The sequence below is a fragment of the Paenibacillus alkalitolerans genome (assembly GCF_016482785.1).
Classification (GTDB): domain Bacteria; phylum Bacillota; class Bacilli; order Paenibacillales; family YIM-B00363; genus Paenibacillus_AE; species Paenibacillus_AE alkalitolerans.
Genome location: NZ_JAEMXM010000008.1, coordinates 24,912 through 48,423, shown reverse-complemented (window position 1 = coordinate 48,423; position 23,512 = coordinate 24,912). Strand labels below are relative to the sequence as shown.

The 23,512-nt window shown below is 51.8% G+C and carries 25 protein-coding genes and 1 tRNA gene; 1 reads left to right on the top strand and 25 read right to left on the bottom strand.

Going from position 1 to position 23,512, the window contains the following annotated elements; translation table 11 throughout:
* From JET16_RS14445 to rpsF, 20 genes are all read right to left on the bottom strand, one after another.
* On the bottom strand, positions 1-846 hold the full coding sequence (locus tag JET16_RS14445; RefSeq protein ID WP_199616952.1) for an MBL fold metallo-hydrolase: 846 nt from the start codon (positions 844-846) through the stop codon (positions 1-3).
* A gap of 29 nt (positions 847-875) precedes the next feature.
* Entirely contained in the window at positions 876-1,637 is a 762-nt protein-coding gene (gene yycI, locus JET16_RS14440) for a two-component system regulatory protein YycI (RefSeq protein ID WP_199616951.1), read from the bottom strand.
* Positions 1,637-2,941 carry a YycH family regulatory protein gene (locus JET16_RS14435; RefSeq protein ID WP_199616950.1) on the bottom strand — a complete coding sequence of 435 codons (1,305 nt, stop codon included), beginning with the start codon at positions 2,939-2,941 and terminating at the stop codon, positions 1,637-1,639. Before JET16_RS14435 ends, yycI begins: the two co-directional genes overlap by 1 nt.
* On the bottom strand, positions 2,941-4,800 hold the full coding sequence (walK, locus tag JET16_RS14430) for a cell wall metabolism sensor histidine kinase WalK (RefSeq protein WP_199616949.1): 1,860 nt from the start codon (positions 4,798-4,800) through the stop codon (positions 2,941-2,943). The genes JET16_RS14435 and walK overlap by 1 nt, the downstream gene beginning before the upstream one ends.
* The gene (yycF, locus tag JET16_RS14425) at positions 4,797-5,528 is read right to left on the bottom strand and encodes a response regulator YycF (protein WP_199616947.1); all 732 of its coding nucleotides are present in this window, start codon (positions 5,526-5,528) and stop codon (positions 4,797-4,799) included. Before yycF ends, walK begins: the two co-directional genes overlap by 4 nt.
* 112 nt (positions 5,529-5,640) lie before the next feature.
* Positions 5,641-7,212 (bottom strand): M23 family metallopeptidase, encoded by a 1,572-nt coding sequence (locus JET16_RS14420; protein WP_199616945.1) that lies wholly within the window; start codon positions 7,210-7,212, stop codon positions 5,641-5,643.
* 229 nt (positions 7,213-7,441) lie between these two features.
* Positions 7,442-8,128 carry an EF-hand domain-containing protein gene (locus tag JET16_RS14415; RefSeq protein WP_199616943.1) on the bottom strand — a complete coding sequence of 229 codons (687 nt, stop codon included), beginning with the start codon at positions 8,126-8,128 and terminating at the stop codon, positions 7,442-7,444.
* Positions 8,129-9,241: 1,113 nt separating this feature from the next.
* Positions 9,242-10,528 (bottom strand): adenylosuccinate synthase, encoded by a 1,287-nt coding sequence (locus JET16_RS14410; protein ID WP_199616941.1) that lies wholly within the window; start codon positions 10,526-10,528, stop codon positions 9,242-9,244.
* A gap of 133 nt (positions 10,529-10,661) precedes the next feature.
* Positions 10,662-12,026, bottom strand: a complete 1,365-nt coding sequence (gene dnaB, locus JET16_RS14405) for a replicative DNA helicase (RefSeq protein WP_199616939.1) — start codon at positions 12,024-12,026, stop codon at positions 10,662-10,664.
* A gap of 1 nt (position 12,027) precedes the next feature.
* Complete coding sequence (gene rplI / locus JET16_RS14400; protein ID WP_199616937.1) at positions 12,028-12,474, bottom strand: 50S ribosomal protein L9; 447 nt, start codon at positions 12,472-12,474, stop codon at positions 12,028-12,030.
* Positions 12,471-14,432, bottom strand: a complete 1,962-nt coding sequence (locus JET16_RS14395; protein ID WP_199616935.1) for a DHH family phosphoesterase — start codon at positions 14,430-14,432, stop codon at positions 12,471-12,473. Before JET16_RS14395 ends, rplI begins: the two co-directional genes overlap by 4 nt.
* 18 nt (positions 14,433-14,450) lie before the next feature.
* The gene (locus JET16_RS14390) at positions 14,451-15,380 is read right to left on the bottom strand and encodes a DUF2232 domain-containing protein (RefSeq protein WP_199616933.1); all 930 of its coding nucleotides are present in this window, start codon (positions 15,378-15,380) and stop codon (positions 14,451-14,453) included.
* Positions 15,381-15,385: 5 nt separating this feature from the next.
* A complete protein-coding gene (locus JET16_RS14385) occupies positions 15,386-15,694 on the bottom strand; it encodes a MazG-like family protein (RefSeq protein WP_199616931.1) in 309 nt (102 codons plus the stop codon).
* 184 nt (positions 15,695-15,878) lie between these two features.
* Positions 15,879-17,054, bottom strand: coding sequence for a cation:proton antiporter (locus JET16_RS14380; protein ID WP_199616929.1), 1,176 nt, complete (start codon positions 17,052-17,054; stop codon positions 15,879-15,881).
* A gap of 27 nt (positions 17,055-17,081) precedes the next feature.
* Positions 17,082-17,393, bottom strand: coding sequence for a zf-HC2 domain-containing protein (locus JET16_RS14375; RefSeq protein WP_199616927.1), 312 nt, complete (start codon positions 17,391-17,393; stop codon positions 17,082-17,084).
* Entirely contained in the window at positions 17,390-17,950 is a 561-nt protein-coding gene (locus tag JET16_RS14370; RefSeq protein ID WP_199616925.1) for an RNA polymerase sigma factor, read from the bottom strand. Before JET16_RS14370 ends, JET16_RS14375 begins: the two co-directional genes overlap by 4 nt.
* A 101-nt stretch (positions 17,951-18,051) precedes the next feature.
* Entirely contained in the window at positions 18,052-19,104 is a 1,053-nt protein-coding gene (locus tag JET16_RS14365; RefSeq protein ID WP_199616923.1) for an anti-sigma factor family protein, read from the bottom strand.
* A gap of 75 nt (positions 19,105-19,179) precedes the next feature.
* Positions 19,180-19,485 (bottom strand): 30S ribosomal protein S18, encoded by a 306-nt coding sequence (gene rpsR / locus JET16_RS14360; protein WP_199616922.1) that lies wholly within the window; start codon positions 19,483-19,485, stop codon positions 19,180-19,182.
* Positions 19,486-19,560: 75 nt separating this feature from the next.
* Positions 19,561-20,037 carry a single-stranded DNA-binding protein gene (gene ssb, locus JET16_RS14355; RefSeq protein ID WP_199616920.1) on the bottom strand — a complete coding sequence of 159 codons (477 nt, stop codon included), beginning with the start codon at positions 20,035-20,037 and terminating at the stop codon, positions 19,561-19,563.
* Between the two features lie 42 nt (positions 20,038-20,079).
* The gene (rpsF, locus tag JET16_RS14350) at positions 20,080-20,364 is read right to left on the bottom strand and encodes a 30S ribosomal protein S6 (protein WP_199616918.1); all 285 of its coding nucleotides are present in this window, start codon (positions 20,362-20,364) and stop codon (positions 20,080-20,082) included.
* 198 nt (positions 20,365-20,562) lie between these two features.
* Between rpsF and JET16_RS14345 the strand changes: the two genes are divergently transcribed.
* Positions 20,563-20,757, top strand: coding sequence for a YjzC family protein (locus JET16_RS14345; RefSeq protein ID WP_199616916.1), 195 nt, complete (start codon positions 20,563-20,565; stop codon positions 20,755-20,757).
* A gap of 260 nt (positions 20,758-21,017) precedes the next feature.
* Here JET16_RS14345 and JET16_RS14340 read toward each other — a convergent pair whose 3' ends face one another.
* The 5 genes from JET16_RS14340 to JET16_RS14320 all read right to left on the bottom strand — a co-directional run bounded on the left by JET16_RS14340 (position 21,018) and on the right by JET16_RS14320 (position 23,506).
* Positions 21,018-21,158 (bottom strand): hypothetical protein, encoded by a 141-nt coding sequence (locus tag JET16_RS14340; RefSeq protein WP_199616915.1) that lies wholly within the window; start codon positions 21,156-21,158, stop codon positions 21,018-21,020.
* Between the two features lie 369 nt (positions 21,159-21,527).
* The gene (locus JET16_RS31130) at positions 21,528-21,614 is read right to left on the bottom strand and encodes a hypothetical protein (protein ID WP_407673153.1); all 87 of its coding nucleotides are present in this window, start codon (positions 21,612-21,614) and stop codon (positions 21,528-21,530) included.
* Positions 21,615-22,217: 603 nt separating this feature from the next.
* Positions 22,218-22,308: transfer RNA gene (locus tag JET16_RS14330), tRNA-Ser, on the bottom strand.
* 86 nt (positions 22,309-22,394) lie between these two features.
* On the bottom strand, positions 22,395-22,604 hold the full coding sequence (locus JET16_RS14325; RefSeq protein ID WP_199616914.1) for a DUF951 domain-containing protein: 210 nt from the start codon (positions 22,602-22,604) through the stop codon (positions 22,395-22,397).
* Positions 22,601-23,506 (bottom strand): mechanosensitive ion channel family protein, encoded by a 906-nt coding sequence (locus tag JET16_RS14320; protein WP_199616913.1) that lies wholly within the window; start codon positions 23,504-23,506, stop codon positions 22,601-22,603. Before JET16_RS14320 ends, JET16_RS14325 begins: the two co-directional genes overlap by 4 nt.
* Positions 23,507-23,512 lie beyond the last annotated feature (6 nt).

The window sequence follows — 23,512 nt, the reverse complement described above, 5'->3', positions numbered from 1 at the left end:
TTAGGCGGAGGACGCTCCATGGGCGTTCTCTTCGGTTTGTTCTTCCCGATTCACCCAATCCCATTCGGTCGGACGATCCCAGTATGTATCCATTATTCGCACGGGGCGTTCCATAGTACTGATGCCGGACTCCTTCAATATGTTATGCACCGTCAGCTTGGCCAAATCCATTTGATTGTGATCCCTGCTTAAATGCGCAAGATAAACCCGCTTCGTGCGCTGAGACAGCAGCTCGCAGAGGGCTTCCCCGGCCGCGTCGTTGGACAGATGGCCGAGATCGCCCAATATGCGGCGTTTCACATTCCATGGATATTTTCCGACTCTCAGCATCTGTATGTCATGATTCGACTCCAAGACAAGCACGTCGGCGTCCCGGATTTTCTCTTTCACAACGGGGCTCATATACCCGATGTCGGTCGCAATGCTTAGTTTGAAGTTGTCCGCGCAGAAATTATATGCGACGGGATCGGCCGCATCGTGCGAAATCGGGAACGACTCCACCGTCAGTTCGCCGACGCAGACCGATTCCCCGGTGACGAACGTCCGTCGCTGCTCTTCCGAGATATCGCCCGCCAGACGGTCCAATTCGTTCCACGTCTTCGCATTCGCATAGACCGGGAGCGAGTATTTCCGCGCCAAAGCGCCGAGTCCTTTCACATGGTCCGAATGTTCGTGAGTGACGAACATACAGCTCAGTTCATCCGCCCGAACGCCCCTTTCCGCCAGCAGCTGCTCGATCCGCTTCATGCTTAAACCCGCATCCAGCAGCACTTTCCGATCCCCACATTCCACGAGCGTCGCATTCCCTGTCGACCCGCTCGACAGCACTGTAAAACGTATCCCCATACCCGCACGTTCTCCCCTGCTTGACTGTGTCATTTTTTATCCTTAGTATCCCCTAAAGAGATCGGCCCTTCCACGGCTCCGTTTATAGCGTGCACATAATACACATCCCCGCCGGCGAGAGCAACCCGCCAGTACGGAGCCAATACTTGCGTCTCCGATTCGAAGATGGGACCGTGATACCCTAGACGCACATCCCTAATCTTCGCACCGACAGGCAAATAATTTTCCGCCAAGCTCGAGAGCACGATATAAGCGGATAGCACCTGCTGCCCTTCTCCGCTCCCGGTACCCGCATTCTGGACCTCGGCGTAAAGCTTGCGGTAAGATTTAACGGTGTCTTTCTCGGCGTAAAGCTCCACTCTCACTTCAAACATCGGAAGCCCGTTATGAAGCTGGTTCATAATATATACCGCTTTCGCCCCGTTAGCGGCATGAGGGTCCGGTTCGTATTCTCCGATTTCCGGCACTTCCTTTACAAGCAATCCTCTGATGTCCGCTGCGCTGGACAGAAGCCTCAGCTCAAACGGATAATCAAGGGGTTGTTTCTGTGGAGACGGCACACCGTCTTTTAACCGGACCGTTATTTCATTCAACTTCGGGGTCGCTTCCGGCACCTCAGCCTCTATCGCGATTTGTTTCGATGCGAGCAGCCGGTTCATCTCTTCCCTTCTCTCTCCCGCTTCGGAGAACGTATCGATCCCCATTTTGCCGGCCCATAATTGAAATCCCAGAAGTATGTTCAGCAGGAAGAACGATACGATGAGAACCGATTTCGCGCGGCTCCAATCCATTATCTCGCCCCTTTCCCCGACAAAGCTTCATACGTTCCGTCGATCAATTCCACCGACCAAATGGGCTCCAATGTCGCTTTATCGTTTTCCTCATCCAACAGCAACCTGTACGCGGGCATCACATTGCGTACCAGTTCGTACTTTTCGTACGATCGAAGCATGTCTTCCAGCGTCTCGCCTCCAGGCAGTTCCTTTAATTTACGCTCGGATTTCTCCCCTTCCAATTGGATGACCGACCGCTCGTATGCGGTAACGACACCGTTTTGAAGAGTCAGCCGAATCGTTCCGAACGGCAGTCCTCCCTCGGAAGATACGATGGGGAACGATCCCGGATAATTGCCCGCATATTGCCGGAACCAGATGGTTTGTTCGTCGCTCACCGCCGATTCCCGCCTCAACGCGCTTACCATATAATTGCCGTTCCAGCCTCCGTGACGATTAATAAACTGGACCGCCGATAAAGAGGTACGCAATTCATTATGGGTCCCTTCGACAGGGGCAGCCGGATCCGAGTAACTCATCCAATGCTGCCCTGTCGATAGCCGCAATCCCCGCTTGCCGTCCGTATAAATTTCAGAACCGTTGCGTTCGCGCAAAATTCTTGTGCTGTACGGGTCGGGGAATAAGCTGCGCTGAAGCTGCTCGGCTGTAAACAGGCGGTAATTGAGTTCATAGCCGACCATCTGCAGCGGCTCGGCCGGCAAGTAATGTCTCCCCCCGTACATTCGATATTTCGTGCGCGCCGAACCGAATGCGACAAACCGTTCCACGTCCTTCACCGTTAAATCCGCCTTGGCGGCTTCATACACGGTACCTCCGCTGCCGGCGAAAAATACACGCACCTCGTCCCGGTCGGCTCTTGTGAAGATCCAGATGCGGTCGACCGGCTTCGCATCGGCCAAAGAATCGCCCTTTAGCTGCATGATTTGCTCCAGCAATGTGAACGGGATTCCGGAGGGAAACCGAATCTCCAGCCCGAGAGAATCCCGCGGACTTTGTCCGGATGGCAGTTCGCCCGCTTCGCGTATGCCGTCGAACGTGCGTTGTTTCACTACGTCCAATATCATTTGGTAGAACGTCATATTGGGGTAGAGTATCGTGTGCTGATCATCGCCGAAATGCAGAACGATATCCTTCGGAAACAGCAGTTGGCTTAACTCGGCTTGAGTCCCTTCCAGTTTCGACTCCACGTAATCGACAGGAATCATCGTATCGAATTTCGGGGAACTGTATGCGAGCAAATAGCTCTGAACGAGACTGGCGCCCACAAGAACCGTGAGAACAAGCGTTTTCACTTTTTCCATCACCGTATGTCACGCTCCTCTGTAAACACCGGCAAAGTAAAGACAACCGTTGTCCCCTCTCCCGCTTCAGAATCGATACGAATGGTCCCCCCATGAGCCTTCACTATTTCCAGGGCAATAGAAAGTCCGAGCCCGGTTCCCCCCATGTTTCGAGACCGTGCTTTATCCACACGATAAAATCGTTCGAAAATCCGTTCCAAATCTTTCTTCGGTATGCCGATGCCGCGGTCCTTGACGGAAATTTCGACCCATCCGGCCGACACCGTCTCTCCGATCTTTTGCAACCGCGCAGACAGCATGATTTCTCCGCCGTCCGGACTATATTTGATCGCATTCGACACAAGGTTGTCCAATACTTGATCGACGGCGTCCTGGTCGGCGAACACCGGGGGCACGCCGCGTTCCGCTTCAACCACCAACCGCATTTGTCTCTGCTGGGCTTGGAATGAAAAGCGGTCTGTCACCTCATCCAGCATGGCCGTTATATCGGTGCGCTCCCGGTGGAGCGCGGTTTGACTTGAATCGAATCTCGACAGGTGGAGCAAGTCGTTCACTAGCCGGATCATCCGCTCCGTCTCGTTGCGGGTAACCCCGACGAACCGTTGAGCGAGCGAAGGTTCGTCCAATGCCCCTTCGTCCAACGCTTCCAAATAACTCTTGATTGTCGTCAGCGGAGTACGCAGTTCATGCGATACATTGGCCACGAATTCTTTGCGCGATGCTTCCAGCTTTTCTTGCTCCGTAACGTCGTGCAGAAGCAATACGGTACCTGTAACGCCCCGGTCCCGGCGATGAAACGGAGAGAACGTAGCCCTTACCGTCAACGGCTCACCCGCCGTCCCGTCTCCCAACGATACAATTATTGTCCCCCCTTCTTTTTGCCATGTCGAATTGGTAATGCCCGTCCGTTGTAAACCGAGCAGCGTGTACACATCTTTGCCCTCGGCGGGCTCGGTGTCCGGTAATTTTAACATTTCGCGGGCGCGCCGGTTCATCACGATCGTATGTCCTCTCTCATCGGCCGCAATGACTCCGTCGCTCATGTTCGCCAAGATCGACGCCAGCTTATCTTTCTCTTCCTCTATCGAAGACAGAGCTTCTTTCAGCCGGTTCGTCATGTCGTTAAACGCGTTGCCCAGCTGCCCGATTTCATCGTTCGTAAGCACGGCAACCTGTTGATTGAAATTCCCTTTCGCCATGGCGGCCGCTTTTCGCGTGATGTCTTTAATGGGCGCGGTTATCATATTCGACAGTATGATCCCCAGCAGAGCAGTAAGCGCCAGTGCGATAACGGTCCCTGAAAAGAGGATCTGCTTAATGCGGTTCATCGTAACGAACAAATCTTCCATTGACGCGGCTAAGTACACCGCGCCGATCACTTTGCCGCCCTTGCGGACCGGCATCGCAATCGCATGCTTGCGGTTTCCGTCGGCGTCGATCATCGTGTGCTCGTTGCCGCGGATGCCTTGAAGCGCCCTCGTCACTTCCGTCTGCACGTTCTTCTGGCCGACGATGCTCTGGTGCCGGTGCGCGGAAGCGCTGACGACGATCCCGTTCGCATCGATCACTTGGATCTCCCGGTCGTTAGGCGCGAAGTTTTGTATAAATTCATTGAGATCTTCGTAAGTTTTTTGATCTTGTCCGGATGTTCCGGACATGTTCGCGTCCAGATAATGCTCTACGCTCTCCGCCAAATAATACGCTTCTTTGTTTAACGATTCGTAAAAATTGCCGAAGAACGAGCTTTCGAGCGTTCGGATGAAATACACCCCGATAAGCTGCATCGCAATTAGGATGAGCAATACGTAGATGACAATGAGCCGGATCTGGATCGTCTGCAGCCGACGGATGCCTTTCATTGCAAGGATAAGCCTCCCAGCTTCGGGTTTCGCATCATATAGCCCAGCCCTCGGCGCGTCAAAATATATTCCGGCCTGCTCGGGTCGTCCTCAATCTTCTCCCTCAACCGCCGGATCGTGACGTCAACGGTGCGCACATCGCCGAAATATTCGAACCCCCATACGGCTTGAAGCAAATGTTCGCGCGTCATCACCTTCCCGTTGTTCTTCGCGAGATAATGAATGAGCTCGAACTCCCGATGCGTCAAATCGACTGCCGCACCGTCTTTATATAGTACATACATATCGCTGTCTATCACGAGATTAAACAGCTTCAACGTGTTGTTGCCTGCAAGCTCGGCGCTTTCCGCCGCCGTCGCGCCGTTTCTCTGCCGCCGCAGATGCGCTTTCACTCGGGCCAACAGCTCCCGGTTGGAGAACGGCTTCGTCACGTAATCGTCCGCTCCGAGCTCCAATCCCAATACTTTATCCAATTCGGTGTCTTTCGCAGTCAGCATGATAATGGGAGTATTCAGCTTGGCGCGCACTTCCCGGCATACGTCCATCCCGTCTTTCACCGGCAGCATCAAATCCAACAATATTAAATCCGGCTGTTCAGCAAAAGCAAGATCAACCGCCTGCTGCCCGTCGAACGCGCACACGACCTCATAGCCTTCCTTCTCCAGATTGAATTTCAAAATGTCCGCAATCGGCTGTTCATCGTCCACTACTAAAATTTTACCTTGCATGCCGGTTCACCACCTTTCCCACTATATTACCATAGGAATAAAAAAGAGGCACAGACAAACCGCAACGTTTGCCTTGCCCCATTTTACCAGAATACATAAATATAAGTTCATGTTACGGCAAATACTTCATCGGATTGCGCGCGCTTCCGTTGACGTGCACTTCGAAATGCAGATGAACGCCGGTCGAGTGGCCCGTATCGCCCATAACGCCGATCTTGTCGCCCTTCTCTACCGTCTGCCCTTCTTTGACGGATATTTTGCTGAGGTGAGCATACAACGTACGGTATCCGTTCTTATGATCGATAATAACCGATTTCCCATAACCGCCGTCCGTACCCGCATGAACGACTTTGCCGTTATCGGCCGCAAGTATCGATTTATTGCCGGAAATCATGTCGACGCCTTTGTGCTGGCGTCCCCATCGCGTGCCGTAACCGCTTGTCAATCGGGCTGAAACGACCGGCCATATGAACCTTCCCGTTCCTTCACCCAGAATGACCTTCGTTCCCCGCTTTACGATCGCCGGAATCGGTTCTTCGATGACCGTTTCGCCGGCAATCTTCTCGTCCATTAATAACCCGTTCACTTTGGTAAGCTTATAGGTTACTTTCTTCTTCCCGTCTTTACCGGTACGAAGCGTCTTCGTTTGGCCTTGGCGCATCGTTTTGTCTTCTTCATAGATGGTATCGTGCTGTATCCCAATCGTCTCTACAACGGTTTCAACAGTTTCGATAGTCACTGCCGGCTGCGGCATTGTCAGGTCCAGCACATCCCCGGTGCGAATGAGATCGCGCTCAATGAGATCCTTATTATGCTGGTTCTTCGTATAGATCAATTGGAGCGGTACGTCGAGCTTCTTCGCGATGTCCGAAAGCGTGTCGCCCTCTTGAACGATATATTTGGTCGGTTTCGTTTCCCCTTTTAAGAGATACGCGAGGACATCATCCTCGTCCATCACGTCATTCGGTTGAATTTCCCGCTTCATCAGCTCGACCGGTTCGATAATGCGAACAGATTCGACGACTGCTTCGCTCTGCGCTAATAGATCGTCGTCGTTCTTGCTAGCCGCTTCTGCCGACAGTATCCCGACTGCTTCGGCGGCTCCTTGTCCGGCGAATTTTTGCTTTATTTTGTTCAATATACGATCGGCCGTCTCTTCATCCTTCACAATTGCAACCGATTTGCCGTTCACTACGAGTTCTACACCGACAGCCTTCGCCTCCAAGACGGAAGCCAATTGCTTGGATGTATCCTCATCCTCGCCCTCGCCCATAAAGATGCGCTCTTGCTCCAGGCGAAGACCGGCACGCTCGATTTCCCATTGCACTTCCGGGTGTTCGTCCGAATACTGCTGTAATTTGGCGGCAATTACACTTTCAATTATAGATGGGTCGCTGACTTCACCGATGAGTTCATCGTCGACATATACTTCGTAGATTTCGTTCATGTTGGCCTGCACGTACTGATTGCCTGCGTAAGCGATTCCTGCTACCAATGCGACAGCGCCGATGCTTCCGGCAACTTGTATCTTATATGTACAAAGCCATTGCTTCGAATCCCGCATGCCGTCGTTAGTCCGCAACTTCATCTTCGTGTAAAGGCCTTTCGACTTCAAGTTCAGTACCGCGTCTTTGAGCTTCTCTGAAGCTCTGTAAAACGGAAGTGTCCCCCTGAACTTTACCATGCACGCCTCCTCCACGCTGTTTAGCGATACAAGTTTCATGTTTTTGCATAAAAACAGTGAAAAACGGTGAAAATATTCATTTACCGTCAATTTTCCTCTACTTTAACACAGTTAATCTCTCTCGAGCAACCTCGTTATACGAATTTGGCCGATTTGTGAAGAAAGGACGATTCTGCACGCAAAAAGACCGGATTTTCTGTGCAAAATCCGGATCAATCGTTCAATTCGCTTAATATTTCATCAGTATCGCGATCAGCTTCTCGTATTCCGCCTCATTCAAGTGCTCTTTCAGGATGTCCGCCGCTTCTCTTAATTCCGCCGATGTGATGCCGCCTTCCAGCAGTTTGGAGATGTTTTGCATCTCCTCAGGGGGCAAACGGCTTGTCATGATCGAGAAAATTTCCATTCGGTCCTCGGAGGATATGCTGTCTTTCTTCGCGTCAAGCTCTTCCGTGGAAAGATACACTTCGTCTTTCTCTTGCACATTCCCCATAACCGGCAGCGCATCCTCGGGCGAGCCGCTTTCGGATGCGGGCGAATCTTGCGTAGCAGGGGGCGCATCCGGCGTGTCGTAAGGATTGCCGTTAGTGCTTCCGTTAGTGCTTCCGTTTGTGCTTCCGTTAGAGTTGCCGTTGTCGTTGTCGTTAGCGTTGCCGCTAGGCTCCGTGCGATATTCGTTCCCTGCATTCTCATCTTGTGTCTCGGACGTATTGCTATTTTGAGATAATCCCGCCTGAGCGGTCATATATGAAAGTAAATCTGATATTGCGACGGGACGCGTCAAGTGTTCCCCTTGGAACGGTCCCATCAATTGTTGTATAAATATGTTCATCATCGACCACGTTACCGTAACCGAAACCGCCGTTATGATCGCCGTAGTAATAACCGTCTTGAAGAGCCACCCAAGCCATTTCACTTTCCGAATTCCCCCGTCTCTGTGTTGTTCATTATCTCCAGTATTGACGGAAGACGGGGAGCGCAAACAATGATATTGATAGTTACCGATATTTTTGAGTGAGCCGGCCGCAACTCCGAAATTTTGCGGACAAGACCCAATGAAAGCATGTGCAGGGTCAAATATTGACCCTATTTATTTGTATAAAATCAATTTTGAAACTGTCGATTAATTGTGAGCAATAGAGTTAAATGCTGTTACCTGAAAAACTTCGCTTACACGGCCGCGAATACCGAATTCAAAAAGTTGAATCTGAATTCAATATACACAGCCTCAATGCGCCGACCCTATTCCTGTGGATAAGGTCTATTTCGAGGCAGTGGATTCATTGTTGACACGAACTTGAAGCCGAAATTTTTCGCTTACAGCATGTACTCGGCACTTTCGGCCATCTGCGTCCTCTTAACCGGAGAAACTCCGGTCGCCCGTTGCACCCTCCTAACCGGACAAACTCCGGTTACATCACTCACTTTCGGCCATCTACGCATTCCTAACCGGACAAACTCCGGTTACATCGCTCATTTTCGGCCATCTGCGCCTTCCTAACCGGACAAACTCCGGCTACAACGCTCACTTTCGGCTATCTGCATCCTCCTAACCGGACAAACTCCGGTTACCTCGCTCACTTTCCGCCATCTGCGCCTTCCTAACCGGACAAACTCCGGCTACAACGCTCACTTTCGGCTATCTGCATCCTCCTAACCGGACAAACTCCGGTTACCTCGCTCACTTTCCGCCATCTGCGCCTTCCTAACCGGACAAACTCCGGCTACAACGCTCACTTTCGGCTATCTGCATCCTCCTAACCGGACAAACTCCGGTTACCTCGCTCACTTTCCGCCATCTGCGCCTTCCTAACCGGACAAACTCCGGCTACAACGCTCACTTTCTGCCATCTGCATCCTCCTAACCGGACAAACTCCGGTTACATCGCTCACAATGAATCAACAGCCTCAATGCCGACCCTATTCCTGCGGATAAGGTCTATTATTTCCGACCTTATTGCATCCACCAAGCACATCGTAGTACTTACAATAGAAAAACCCCCGAGGAGCTCCTCGAGGGCTTGCGTGTTCAAGCATATACGGGGCGAACCAGATTTGTCTGCTCGCGGTTGCGCCCGACGGAGAAGATCGAGATCGGAATTCCCGTCAGCTGCGAAACCCGTTCCACATAATGGCGCGCGTTAGGCGGCAGCTCATCCAGGGAGCGGACGGACGACAAATCCTCGTGCCATCCCGGAAGCTCTTCATAAACCGCTTCGCATTCGGCAAGCACGCGCAAATTCGACGGGTAATAGTCGATAACTTCTCCCTTGTACCGGTATCCGGTGCAAATCTTGACCGTGTCCAGCCCGCTTAGAACGTCCAAAGAATTGAGCGACAGCCCGGTTATTCCGCTTACCCGCCGCGCGTGGCGCACCACGACGCTGTCGAACCAGCCGACTCTGCGCGGACGCCCGGTAACGGTGCCGTATTCATGGCCGCGCTCGCGTATATTGTCGCCGGTTTCGTTATGAAGCTCGGTCGGAAACGGGCCGTCGCCCACACGGGTGGTGTATGCTTTGGCTACGCCAATGACCTGATGAATCTTGGTCGGACCGACTCCGGAGCCGATGCACACGCCGCCTGCGGACGGATTCGATGACGTTACGAACGGATATGTGCCATGGTCGATATCGAGCATTACGCCTTGCGCCCCTTCGAACAGAACGCGGCGGCCTTCATCGATGGCGTCGTTCAATACAATCGATGTGTCCGTAACATAAGGGCGCAGAAATTCCGCATAGCCCAAATATTCCTTCAGAATCTCCTCAGTATCGAGAGCAGGAGATCCGTATACTTGCGCCAACAGCCGGTTTTTGTCTTCCATGATGCGGCGCAGCTTCCGCTCGAACTCGTCGGCATCCATCAGATCGCCGATTCTGATGCCGCTGCGGGCGGCTTTATCCATATAAGCCGGGCCGATGCCTTTGCGCGTCGTGCCGATCTTCTCTGCGCCCTTCCGTTCTTCTTCCAGGCCGTCAAGGACGAGATGGTACGGCATAATAAGATGCGCACGGTCGCTTATTTTTAGATTAATTGTCGAAAACCCGTTCTCGTGAATGTACTCGATTTCCTCAATAAGCGCTTTCGGGTTGATCACCATTCCGTTCCCGATCACGCAGCGCTTTTCTTTATAAAAAATACCCGATGGCACCATAGTCAATTTATATTTCTTGTTTCCGATCATAATCGTATGACCGGCATTGTTTCCTCCTTGATACCGGGCGATCACTTCCGCCGTCTCGGCAAGATAATCCGTAATTTTGCCTTTGCCCTCGTCTCCCCATTGCGTACCTACCACAACGACCGTCGACATGAGCGTTCCCCCTTCGGGTTCATATTGAGAAGCATAATTAGTTTACCAACGCAGACCATTGTAAGTCAATGAAAAACCGAACGATTATGCGAATACCCGCATAAACATTCGGCAATTGTCATTGTTTACGAGATCAAATCGCGGCCGGCATTGAATCCGGGTGGTTTTTATCGAGAGACACAAATTTGTTGAAGCTCTTCAGGAACACCAGCTCCACGGTTCCCACAGGACCGTTACGCTGCTTGGCGATTATAATCTCGATAATATTCTTTTTCTCCGAATCTTGATTGTAATAATCATCGCGGTACAAGAACGCGACGATATCCGCATCCTGCTCGATGGAACCGGATTCGCGAAGGTCGGACATCATCGGGCGCTTGTCCTGCCGCTGCTCGACCCCCCGGCTTAACTGCGACAACGCGATGACGGGAACTTCCAGCTCACGGGCGATTTGTTTCAGCGTCCGGGATATTTCAGAAACTTCCTGCTGACGGTTTTCCCCCGCCTTGCCCCGGCCTGCGATCAACTGAAGATAGTCGATCAGAATCATGCCAAGACCCTTCTCTTTCTTCAACCTGCGGCATTTTGCGCGGATGTCGGCTACCGTGATTGCGGGCGTGTCGTCAATGTAAATTTCGGCTTCGGACAGCGTGCCGATCGCCATCGTAAGCTTCTCCCAGTCATCGCCTTCAAGATGGCCGGTACGCATGCGGCCAGCGTCAACATTCGCTTCGGCGCAAATAATACGCTGCACTAGCTGAGCCGCCGACATCTCCAGAGAGAAAATCGCGACCGTCTCTTTCGCCCGTACCGCGACGTTCTGCGCGACGTTCAACGCGAAGGCGGTTTTGCCCACTGAAGGACGGGCGGCGACGATAATAAGGTCGTTGCGTTGAAAGCCTGCGGTCATTCTGTCGAGATCCGGGAATCCGGAGGGAATGCCTGTCGTGCCGCCGCGCTGGTTGTACAGAGTTTCGACCCTTTCAAACACTTCCATGAGAACATCCCTGATCGATACGAAGCCGGAGCCGGATTTTCGATTCGATATTTCAAGAATGCGCTGCTCCGCTTCTCCCAGCAAATCTTGAACGTCCTCGGCGCCTGCATAACCGTTGGTCACGATCTCGGTAGCCGTGCGGATGAGCTTGCGGAGAATCGCCTTCTCTTCAACGATCTTCGCATAATAATGAACGTTCGCCGCAGTCGGAACCGCACTTGCCAGCTCCGTCAAATACTTGATGCCGCCGACTTCCTCAAGCTGCTGCTTGGACTGAAGCTTTGTCGCCAAAGTGATGAGGTCGACGGGCTCATTCTCGCCGTTGAGATCGACCATCGATTCGTAAATACGGCGGTGCGCTTCCCGGTAAAAATCTTCCGGACGCAGCAGCTCCATTACCGTAATAAGGGTTACGCTATCCAACAACACGGCTCCGAGCACGGCTTGCTCGGCTTCCAGGTTTTGAGGAGGAATTCTGTCGAAATTAAATTCGCCGTTCATATTATTGCCCTTCTAACACTTGAACTTTCAACGTTGCCGTCACTTCCGGATGCAGCTTCACCGGCACGCTGGTAACGCCTAACGTGCGGATCGGTTCATCGAGGACGATCTTGCGCTTGTCGAGCTTGTATTTCATCTTCTCAAGCTCTTCCGCGATTTGTTTATTCGTAATGGATCCGAACAGCCGGCCGCCTTCCCCCGCTTTGGAACGAAGGACGACCGTCAATTGCTCCAGCTTCTTGCCAAGCTCGACAGCGTCCTCTTTCTCCTGCTCTTTGCGCCGAACTTCGGCTTGTTTTTGATTTTCAAGCGTCTTTATGTTTCCTTCGGAAGCAGGCTTCACGAATCCTTTCGGAATTAAAAAATTCAAAGCGTATCCTTCGGAAACCTCTTTCACTTCGCCCTTTTTGCCTTGGCCCTTCACATCTTTTAAGAAAATGACTTTCATTCGAAAATCCCCTCCCGATCTTCAATTTCATTCAACAAAGCGAGCAAACGCCCGCTTACTTGCGCAAGCGTACCCTCAACTTGCGCGGCGGCATTCGTCAAATGGCCTCCCCCGCCGAGCTGCTCCATTAGGAGCTGAACGTTGACCTGCCCCATCGACCGCGCGCTGATGCCGATCAATCCGTCCGGCCGCTCGCTTACGACGAACGAGGCGACGATCCCCTGCATGTTCAGCAGCGTGTCCGCCACCTGCGCTATAAGCAGCTGCGGGTATTTCTGACCCGGCTCCGTAACCGCCACAGCGAAATGCTCATGTACGATGCGGGCATGACGAATAATACTCGCCTTCATCAGATATCCGGTTAAGTCGTCTTTCATTAACCGCTGTATGAGTTCCGAATCTGCGCCGCTGCGGCGCAGGAACGACGCCGCTTCGAACGTCCGGGCGCCTGTGCGGACCGAGAAGCTCTTCGTATCGGTGACGATGCCCGCAAGAAGCACCGTAGCTTCCAAGACACCGAGCGTCAGGCCCTCATGGATGTACTGCAGCAGCTCCGTCACAAGCTCGCATGTGGACGATGCGTACGGCTCCATATAAATCAACATCGCTTCGCTGAGAAAATCCTCGCCGCGCCGGTGGTGATCGACGACGACAAGGCGGCTCGTCAATGCGAGCAGCTTCGGTTCGGCCACAAGCGAAGCTTTGTGCGTGTCCACGACCACCGCTAACGTGCGGCCCGTCGTGATCTGCAGCGCTTCTTCCGGTGAAACGAACTTCCTGCTTAGATCCTCATCCTCGTAAATAAGCTCCATTAAGCGGTGTATCGACGGATTGACGCCTTCAAGAACGATATATGCTTCTTTTCCGAACGTTTCAGCAGCCTTCATCACTCCGATCGCGGCTCCGATCGCATCGGTGTCCGGAATCTTATGTCCCATGATGACAACTTTGTCGCTATCTCTAATTAAATCGCGCAGCGCATGCGACACGACTCGGGCGCGTACCCGCGTACGCTTCTCCACTGCATTCGTTCGTCCGCCGTAAAAGTTGATCTTCTGCCCCACTTTTACGGCTACCTGGTCTCCGCCGCGGCCGAGCGCCATATCCAAACTCGACTGCGCCAGCTGGCCAAGCTCTACCAAGTTGTCGGCACCGGACGCGACACCGATGCTCAACGTCATGGGCAGCTTCAAATGGCTTGTCGCATCGCGCACCTCGTCCAATACGTCGAACCTGGCTTGCTCTTGTTGGTTTAGCGCCTTTTGGTTCATCAACAATAAGTACCGATCCGAAGCCGTCCGGCGCAAATAGATTTGATTGCGGGCGGACCATTCGTTAATAACGGTCGCGACTTTGGCCATCACGATGCCGCGCGACTGGTCGTCCATCCCTTGCGTCACTTCGTCCACGTTATCGAGAACCAATATTCCGAGCGCCAGTTTTTCTTCTTCATACCGTTTGGACAACACAGCCAGCGAAGTAACGTCCGTAAAATAAAGAAGCCGCTCTTCGGGCTTTGCGGTAACTTTAAACACGCGCTTGCCGACGGAAACCTCTTGTACGGTCTCTTTTTCTTTCAGCGGTTTTAAAGCCGGCCATAACCCCAACACCGATTCCCCGACCAGCGTGTCCCGCTCGAGCATTTTTGCAATATAAGGGTTATGCCATTCGATTTTTTTATCTTCGTCATAAAGAACAATACCGATCGGCATCTCATTGGTCAGTTCATTCGTTGCCCGTTTCACCCGATGCGATATGGTTGCGATATATGATTGCAGCTCCTTGCGCTGCCGTTGTTCCTGCCTTATCGAATAGTGCGCGAGTGCCGACAAAACCAACAACCCGGCCGCACCGGCCGCCCAATGCCAAGCAAACAAAGCCAGGGAAACCGCCGCGAATGCCGCCAATGTCCAAATCGTTTGCGGACCGGGCCATTTACGGTTCAACCATTTCGGCATGCCGGACATCTCTCCTTCCTAATGTTTTCGCATCCGTTCGCGAAGCGGAAATGCGGTATCGATTACCCCAAGCAAGCTGAACGCCGAGAAAAATAGATAAGGCACAAGCAAAATGAGGGCGATCCTCAACCACGGAATCCATCGGCCCCAACGTTTCGCATCCGCGATGAAAAACAGGAACGCAATACCTTGTACGGCAAATACAAACATAAATATTGGAACAACATTCATGATTACCGTCGAAAAAAACGAATCGTTCTTAACAGGTGTCAATAAGTCTACAAACAATACGATCAGGTAATACCAGACGAACGCTCTGGGCAATCTCCACTGTCGTATCGGCTTCAACCCGGCCAACGTTTCGCCGAGCCGGTTCAACACTCTTCGGCCGATCGCGTGAGTAACGGCCGCCATAAAGAACGATGTTCCGAAAATATATAACGGAACAAGCATTTGCGTCAATTGTACCAGCGAACGAATTTCTTCCGCGGCAAGTGTTTGCCGGACGGCTTCGGGCAATATTTCTATGCTCTCTCGAACCGTCGCATCGATCGAAGGATTCAACTCAAATCCCAACGACGCAGCGATAACCAACACAGCGAGGAACATGGAGATGAAGGCCACGGTCCCCCTTGTCAGCACAACGCGGGCCGAATGCAATCGACGGTACGAGTTTCCGATCACAATAGCGGGGATTAGCGAGAATAGCGCCAACATCAAGATCTGTGCCGCTGCTCCACCGGCAAAACCGGCGCCGATAAGCACCGATGCGGTTATCGTTCCCCAAAATAAGACACGATTTGTCTTGACATAAAGAATCACGGCCGGGATCGACAGAAACCAAAACGTAAGCACCATTAGCGGTGTTACCAATGAGATAAGCAATACTGAATAAAGAATTCCCCAAGTCAACGCGTGACGCATTCCACGCGGTTGTTCCGACGACAATCGGTTCACCTTCCATCCATATGACGTTCCAACGCGGACATATCTCCATACCATTGTTCCAGTTGGTGCTCTTCCTCCGCATGCGCCCGAATCTTATCGGCTATCGCTTGGTCCAAATCTCTGTATGACAACCCGATACGGCGCGCAAGCACATAACAAGACACAACGAGGCTGGCGAGACTGTCCGCAATTTTTTCTTGTTTTCCTTCCCAAAGTCCGCGAAACAGATGGGCGATCTGATCCAACATTTCCGTTTTCAACCAATCGATAACTTTTGCTTTTTTGGCCACATCCATCTCTTTATCGTTCCGCATCGTCCTAACTCCCCATGTCTGACGTCGGAATGCGCAATGTTGACGGCAACACCGTTTATCCTTGCATTATACCATAAATTTACGTTCTTTTCGTAACATGGCGCGCTGCAGGGTACAGCGCCGCCCGAAGCTATAGCTTCCAAAGAAAGAACCGCCGGCATGTCCTCCGGCGGTTCATCAGCTTTTACAGATTCATGGGCACCCCGTCTTTGTTCACCGCCGCGGTTTCCGTTTTCTTTCCGGAAAAGGTCAGCTTCAGCAACGGCGGCGCTGCGATTGTCGTAGCTAAAATCAAAATAATGAGCACGGTGAAGAGAGGGGGATCCAGCAGCCCGCTTTCCAAACCGAGCGCAGCCAATATTACGGCCACCTCTCCGCGGGATACCATCCCCGAACCGACCGCAATGGAGCTCCTCCAGTCATAGCCTGCCAACCGGGCGCCGAGACCGCTGCCGACGAGCTTCGTCAATACTGCCAGCAGGCAAAGAGGCACCAGCAGCCAGACATATTCGCCCACCCCGTCAAACCGGGCGTGAAACCCGATGCTTATGAAAAATACCGGGACGAATAAGGCGTAGCCGACAGATTCCGTCTTTTCCATGACGGAATGACCGTAAGAGGTCAATCCTACCGCGATTCCGGCCAAATAAGCTCCGATTATGGCGGCTACGCCGGTTAACTCCGCAAAATACGCTAAGACAAGGCACAGCAGGAGGGCCGCCCCCAACGGAGCCTGAGGAATCTTGAACTGGGCCAGCCGATTCATGACCCATGGCAACACTTTCCATACCAGCACAATAGCCGCGGCAAAAAAGACAAACTTCTTTAATAGAACTAAACCTACGTTAACGTCGCTTCCCATGAAGCTCATCAAGAACGCGAGCATGACAATGACCAATATGTCGTCCAAAACCGCAGCGCCAAGAATCGCCACGCCCTCCTTCGACTTCAGCTTCCCCATCTCACGCAGTACCTGCACGGTTATGCTTACGCTTGTTGCAGTCAAAACCAGGCCGAAGAACATCGACTCGAAGGTGCCCAATCCCAGCCACACTCCCGAAGCGTAACCCCCTGCGAAGGGGATGATGACGCCGCCGAATCCGACATAGCTTGCGGCCTTGGCGTTCCGTTTAAATTCTCTTACGTCCGTCTCCAGCCCGGCGATAAACATAAGAAGAATGACTCCGATCGTGCTTAACTCTTTCAGGATATCGCTGTTTTCCACCCAACCGAACACAGCGGGACCGATCAGTATGCCTGCAAGAAGCTGTCCCAGCACCGTAGGCTGCCCAAGCCGGGCGCTGATATGCCCCGCGAGCTTCGCCGCAGCCAGTATAATAATCAATTGCAAAATAAACATCTTGAGTCCGGTTTCTCCCTTCTGTCTTTACTCCAATAACCGCATGACCGCGAACCCGAGCGAAATTATGCCGATAAACGCCAGCCCCATCCTTCGTTTCCACCTTCGAATATACAAGATGAATTTTTCCTCCTCCTCCGAAGGAACGTGCGGTCTGTCTTCCGGCGCTTTCGCGCATGCGGGTTCCCAGTTTTTGTTTCGGATCAGCTCGGTTCGCACTTTTCCGCACTTCGCGCACCATCTCAAATGCCGGTCGATGAAGACGGCGGTTTCCTTCTTGACCATTCCGTCGACATAAAGAGGCAGCAGATCCTGAATGATTTCGCATTGGCCTCTCACTTCTCAAGCACCTCGCTTTGATAATGTTCCCTCAGCTTCTGTTTCGCCCGGTGCAGGAGTACCTTTGTCGTTTGCGGCGTTTTTCCGAGTATTTGCGCTATGTCGGCGTGGGCAAGCCCTTCAATTTCCTTCAGCACCAGAACCTCGCGATAGTCCATAGGCAATTGCTGAAACGCACGCACCACTTCTTGCCGTGAATTTTGCTGCATTACAATCCGCTGTGGGTTATACGTTTCATCACCGTACTCCCCCATCTCGCCGAAGTCCCGGTATTTCCGCTCCTTCACCCATGATCGAACCTTATTGCGGTACATATTACGGGCGATCTGAAGAAGCCAGGTCTTCATGGAAGACCTGCCCTTAAACCTGTGGATCGATTTCACCGCCTGGTAGAACGTCTCTTGGGTCAGCTCTTCGCTCTCTTCCCGATCTCCCGTGACTCGGAAAAAATACGCATAGACTATATTCCTGTGCATCCGGTAAAATCTCGTCAGTTCCTCCTCCAGCGTGCTGAAGCCGGCTTCATTCTTTTTTCCAAACCAATCGAAAAGAGACAAGAGCGTTCCCCCCTTTCTCCCTCCGCCAATGTAGTAACTGAAACGCCCGAAAAGTTACACTTCGAATGAAAAAAAAATCGGCCGAAAGCCGGCCGAGAGGTTTACGATTGAGAAACCGAATATTTATAATGCAAGCCCGGTATAATCAGCACGCCATGCTCCACTTGAAGCTGAAAGGGATCCTTCATCCCCTTGTATCGCGGAATTGTCGCTTTGCGCTTTTTCCCTGTCTGAAAATCGATAAGAGGTTCTTTGCTCCATTGGTTACCTTCACGGTCCGCTATTTGGAAGGTGAGCACATACAATCCGACCTTTTTGATATCCTCCAACTGCCTGTAATGGATTGTAATGTAATCCCGGCTTACCTCCGCTTTTTCGATCAGGAATTCTATGTTATGGATTCTAATCGTTTGATTAATCTCGGTTTCGCCTTGTTGATTCAGATCCTTACGGAACGGCTCCGGTTTATAAAACACGGCTACGCTCGGAAGCTGGACCCCGACTTCCTTCGTATCATGCTCGATTCCCTCAAGCTCCCAAATTTCTTCGTCCTGGTGGTACCCTGTGGAGCTGGTGTTATTTAACCGTTCCAATACTTTATTATGAGTCAGATCCATGACCACCAGATGATTGGGCCAATAAATATCTTCTCTAACATAATCGATATCCGGATCGTCCCATGTATACCGGTAGCGGATGTGGCTTTGTTCGTGCGCGAATTGTTTCTCAAGAAACTCCAGGCGAACGCCGGATTCCCGGAACATCTGCTCTTGCGGCGGAGAGAGGAACAACAAATCGCTGTCCATCCGGATCAGTTCTTGGTCCTCCAGCCGTTTCTCGTGCTCCGACGCTTCCCGTCCGCCCCACCAACCGACGGCCAATACCGCAACGGCGGCAATTACGCATACGATCGCCGCCCGCAAGATCAACCGCTTAAGACGCCTGATGAAAGGAGGCGTCCCGGTCTCCGGTTCGACCTCCGGCTCTGCATCCGGAAAGTCGTATCCGGTTTGCTGCTCAAACCGTAGCTGATCCAACAAAGCCCGGCACTCCGGACATTCCGCGACATGCGCCTCGATCAGCCGTTTGGACTCCTCACCCACTGCGTCGTCTATGTATAAGCTCAATAAATCCTTAACCAAAGGATGGTTCATTGCACATCGACCCCTTGGCTCTATTTTAACATAAAAAAAACCGATTCCATCCGGAACCGGTTTTCGTACGTGTGATTACTCCGTAGTGTAAGGAAGCAACGCCATTTGGCGCGAACGCTTGATCGCGACTGTCAATGCGCGCTGATACTTCGCGGAAGTACCCGTAACACGGCGCGGAAGAATTTTCCCGCGCTCGCTGATGAACTTCTTCAGCAATTCGATATCTTTATAATCGATGTGCGTAATTTTGTTCACTTTGAAATAGCAAACTTTACGGCGTTTGCCGCCGCGCTTGCCGCGGCCCCCGAACTTGCGCTCCGGACGGTCCCCGCGCTCCGGGCGATCGGTGCGCTCTGGACGTTCGTTTTGTTGTTCTGCCATCTTGTCCACTCCTTTCGTGTTTAATTGCTTAATTGCTTATTGACCTAGGCTTCTACGCCTGTAAATTGCAGATGATTAGAACGGCAAATCATCATCCGAAATATCGACCGGCTTACCGTCGTCAACGAACGGATCATAGTTGCTGTTGTTGTTGCGCTGTCCGCCGCCTGTACGGCCTCCGCCTTGGGCGCCGCCTCCGGCAGGTTCACGCATTCCGTCATCCCGGTCCCGGTTGGCCGGTTCGAGAAAGCGCACGTTATCCGCCACTACTTCCGTAACGTAGACACGCTTGCCCTCGTTATTGTCGTAAGTGCGGACTTGTATCCTGCCTTCCACCGCCGCAAGACGTCCCTTCCGCAAATAATTCGCCACCGTTTCGGCCAACTGCCTCCACGTGACCACCGGAATGAAATCCGCCTCTCTCTCCCCTTGTTGGTTCGAAAAGCCGCGGTCCACCGCCAGCGTGAATTGCGTTACCGCAACCCCGGACGGTGTATAGCGAAGCTCAGGATCCTTCGTTAATCGACCGATCAAAATGACGCGATTCAGCAACGTTATCCCCTCCTGCACGAGCAGAAATTCGCCGGTACGGCGTTACGCTACGTCTTGTACGATCATGAAACGGATGATTTCATCGGAAATCCGCATCACCCGGTCAAGTTCCTTGACGACATCCGGCGCTGCTGTAAAGTTCACCAGCACGTACACACCGTCGCGGTACTTGTTGATCTCGTACGCAAGACGACGCTTACCCATCACGTTATGCTTCGTGATTTCGCCGCCGTTGTTGATGATGCCCTGGAATTTCTCGATTACCGCTTGGATCGCTTGATCCTCTATATCGGTACGGACAATGTACATCACTTCATACTTGCGCATCGAATTCACCTCCTTTTGGACTGTGGCCCCGCTCTTAGCGGAGCAAGGAGTGAGAGGTTTAAAAACTCGCACTAAGCACTAATATACCAAATTCGGACCATCGTGACAAGTAAACTTTATGTATTCACATTGTGGCACATTTCGGAAATCATCGTTAGAACAGACAACGGTTATCCTAAAAAAAGGAGGTGACAGCAGATGGGAGAACGTACGGAATTACGCCCGGGCGATAAAGCGCCTAACGACGGAAGATACATGGAGGTTGGAGTGGACGACTTTCATATGGGGATCGAGGGACCCCAGCGAGTCGTGATGAAGAAAGGCCAGAAGCTTCCGGATACGCAAAACCCTGACCGGCGTTGGCAGCTCACTCGTAAAAACCACCCGCGGTAACTTCAGCACGGAAAAAAAGCATAGGTCCGAACGCTCCCACGCGTCCGGCCTATGCTTTCTCCATAAGCTTCCTCTCCGTCAGTACCAGATATGTGAAAACCATCCGGCCCAAACTCCAATCCCGTACATCAACAAGTCCTTCAACAAAGCAAATTTTGCGTTCGCCAACGGCCCCGTTCTTTCCATCCTGCACTCCTCCATTTGCAGCGAATAAGAATTGGCGATAGATAGTTCATCCTATTCGCTCGAGGAGAAATCGGTTAACGGTCTTTTATATTCAATTCTTTTTGGATCGGGTACGGATTATGACGTTGGTTCAGATTCAGTATCTCCTCCGCATATTCGGTGTCGTGCGCGTAATAATTCCCTTTGTTCTTCTTGAATTTCGGTTTATTGGCCACACTTCTCACCCCCCGTTACACGTAGGGTGCTATATCCACCAGCTCGGTATTCATGTGGATAATTGGGTCCGCTTCCGGAGGCTGCGAAGTAAGAAAAGCGACTCCCGCATTTCGTATCAATTTTCCGGACATACTTTTTACATCAGCCGTCGTTTGTGTGCGGTGAAAACTAAAGAAGGGGGATAGATACTACATGGCTCGCGATCCTGTTCGGAGCGGAAAATCGAAACCTGGAAACAATCACGATTCCGCAGTGCCGGGTTCAACCAACAAGAAAAAATAATCGGATACAACAGGTCTTCCACTCTAAGGAAGGCCTTTCAAATTCGGAGGAGCGCCGCCGGTTAAGCGATGACTCCCTTCGAATTGTTACCGATAAATATGCATCCGTCCGAGTATTACGTATGTCTGGTCGTTACTCATCGACGAAACGATAACGCGCTCACCGACCTTCAACTCGTTCTCGACCGTATACTCACGGAGAACGCCGTCAGAATCTCCCTCGGACAGTCTCGGGATGACCGTAAGGCACGTTTCCTAAGCGGAAGTTAGCACCAAGAAAGGATTTCGCCTCTTGGATACCGTTGGTGATCGTACCGAAAAATCCGCTAAACGACTTCGGCGAAATAAACGAATCTAAGCCGCAATTTTTCCGTAATATTTCCGCCTTCGCCTTTATGAAGACGAGCGATATTCCCGTCTGCTTTGACCTCTGATAGCCCGTTATAATGTGAGCCTGTTTGTCCAATTCTTTGCAAAAAAGAAAACCTCCCACGTTAATAATCCGTAGGAGGCGCTCGTAATCAGTTAGATTCGTGCGGATTAGCTAGCGCATTATTTCGTGCTAATTCGGGTCAGCTAACGAACCACATATCGTTAATAAACCGCATAACAGCGGGGATGCGTATGTATGGCGGAAAGGGTGGGGTACTCCTCCAGCCGTACACGTACGGCCGTCGGAGGCTGCGAAGCGAATCCTCTCGAAGCGCATGCTCCGGCGAACCCACTTCTCAGGCTCTCACCCACCCTTTCTTATGTAATTTCATTATTTATAAATTATGGCGGAAAGGGTGGGATTCGAACCCACGCACGCCTCGCGACGCCTAGTTGATTTCGAGTCAACCCCCTTGGGCCTCTTGGGTACCTTTCCACATCTCAATAATGACGACAAGCAGTATGATACCACAGCCGATGCGCCTATGCAATCCCCCGGAAAACATTCCCGAGGGATGGCGATTATTCTTCTTTTTTCGGCGCTGCGACAAGCACTTTCTTCATGCTTTTCTCAAACTTCGAACGTGGAATCAATACGCTGTGCTGGCAGCCGCGGCATTTGATCCGGATGTCCATGCCCATCCGGATGATTTCCATCTCGTTCGTTCCGCACGGATGCGGTTTTTTCATCATTACGATATCTCCAAGGCCGAATTCTTTCGGTTGCGTCATTGTCCCGTCTTCTCCGTTCTTTGCAGCGTAACAAGTCTTGGATACGGAATTTCAATGCCCGCCGCATCCAACGCTTTTTTGATTTCCGCGTTTAAAATGCGTCCCACGCCATAATGTGTATTCGGTCTGCACTCCGCTGTCACCCGTATCACTACTTCGGATGCTCCGAGCGCTTGTACGCCAAGTACTTCAGGGTCCTTTACAATGTTTTCGGATTCCTCATATACACGTTGCGCCGTTTCTTTAATTACCTCGATCGCCCGGTCGATATCGGTCTCATAAGCGATCGATACATCCACTACACCGACCGAGTTGTTGGTGGAGAAATTTGTAACCTCAGTGATCGCTCCATTCGGGATAATATGTACTTCGCCGGTCCAGCTTTTAATTCGTGTCACCCTCAGTCCGATTTCTTCTACGGTGCCTTGAAAATTGCCGGTCCTGATCACATCTCCTACAGCAAACTGGTCTTCAAAGATGATGAAGAATCCGGTAATTACATCCTTCACCAAGCTTTGCGCCCCGAACCCGATAGCTAATCCAAGCACGCCTGCTCCCGCGAGCAGAGGCGCCAAATCGACTCCGAGCTCCGCCAAAATAAGCAGCAAAACAATAAAATTTACCGTGTAGGAAACGATATTGTTAACGAGCCTTCCAATGGTTTGCGAGCGGCGCGTGTCGATGCGCACCGGTCCTTCCTTCTTCCGTTCAATCATCATATGGTGAATGGCCCGTCCGACAACTCGGATTACGATCCGGCCCGCAATAAAGTACGCGATAACTTTGACAATAATCCAGAAGATGCCCAACCAGAAAGCCGGATTGCTTAATGTCTCGATGGTTATATTATACAATTCGGCAAAACTCGCCGCCTTGTCCGTTTTCAATATTGTGTTGAACATATGCGG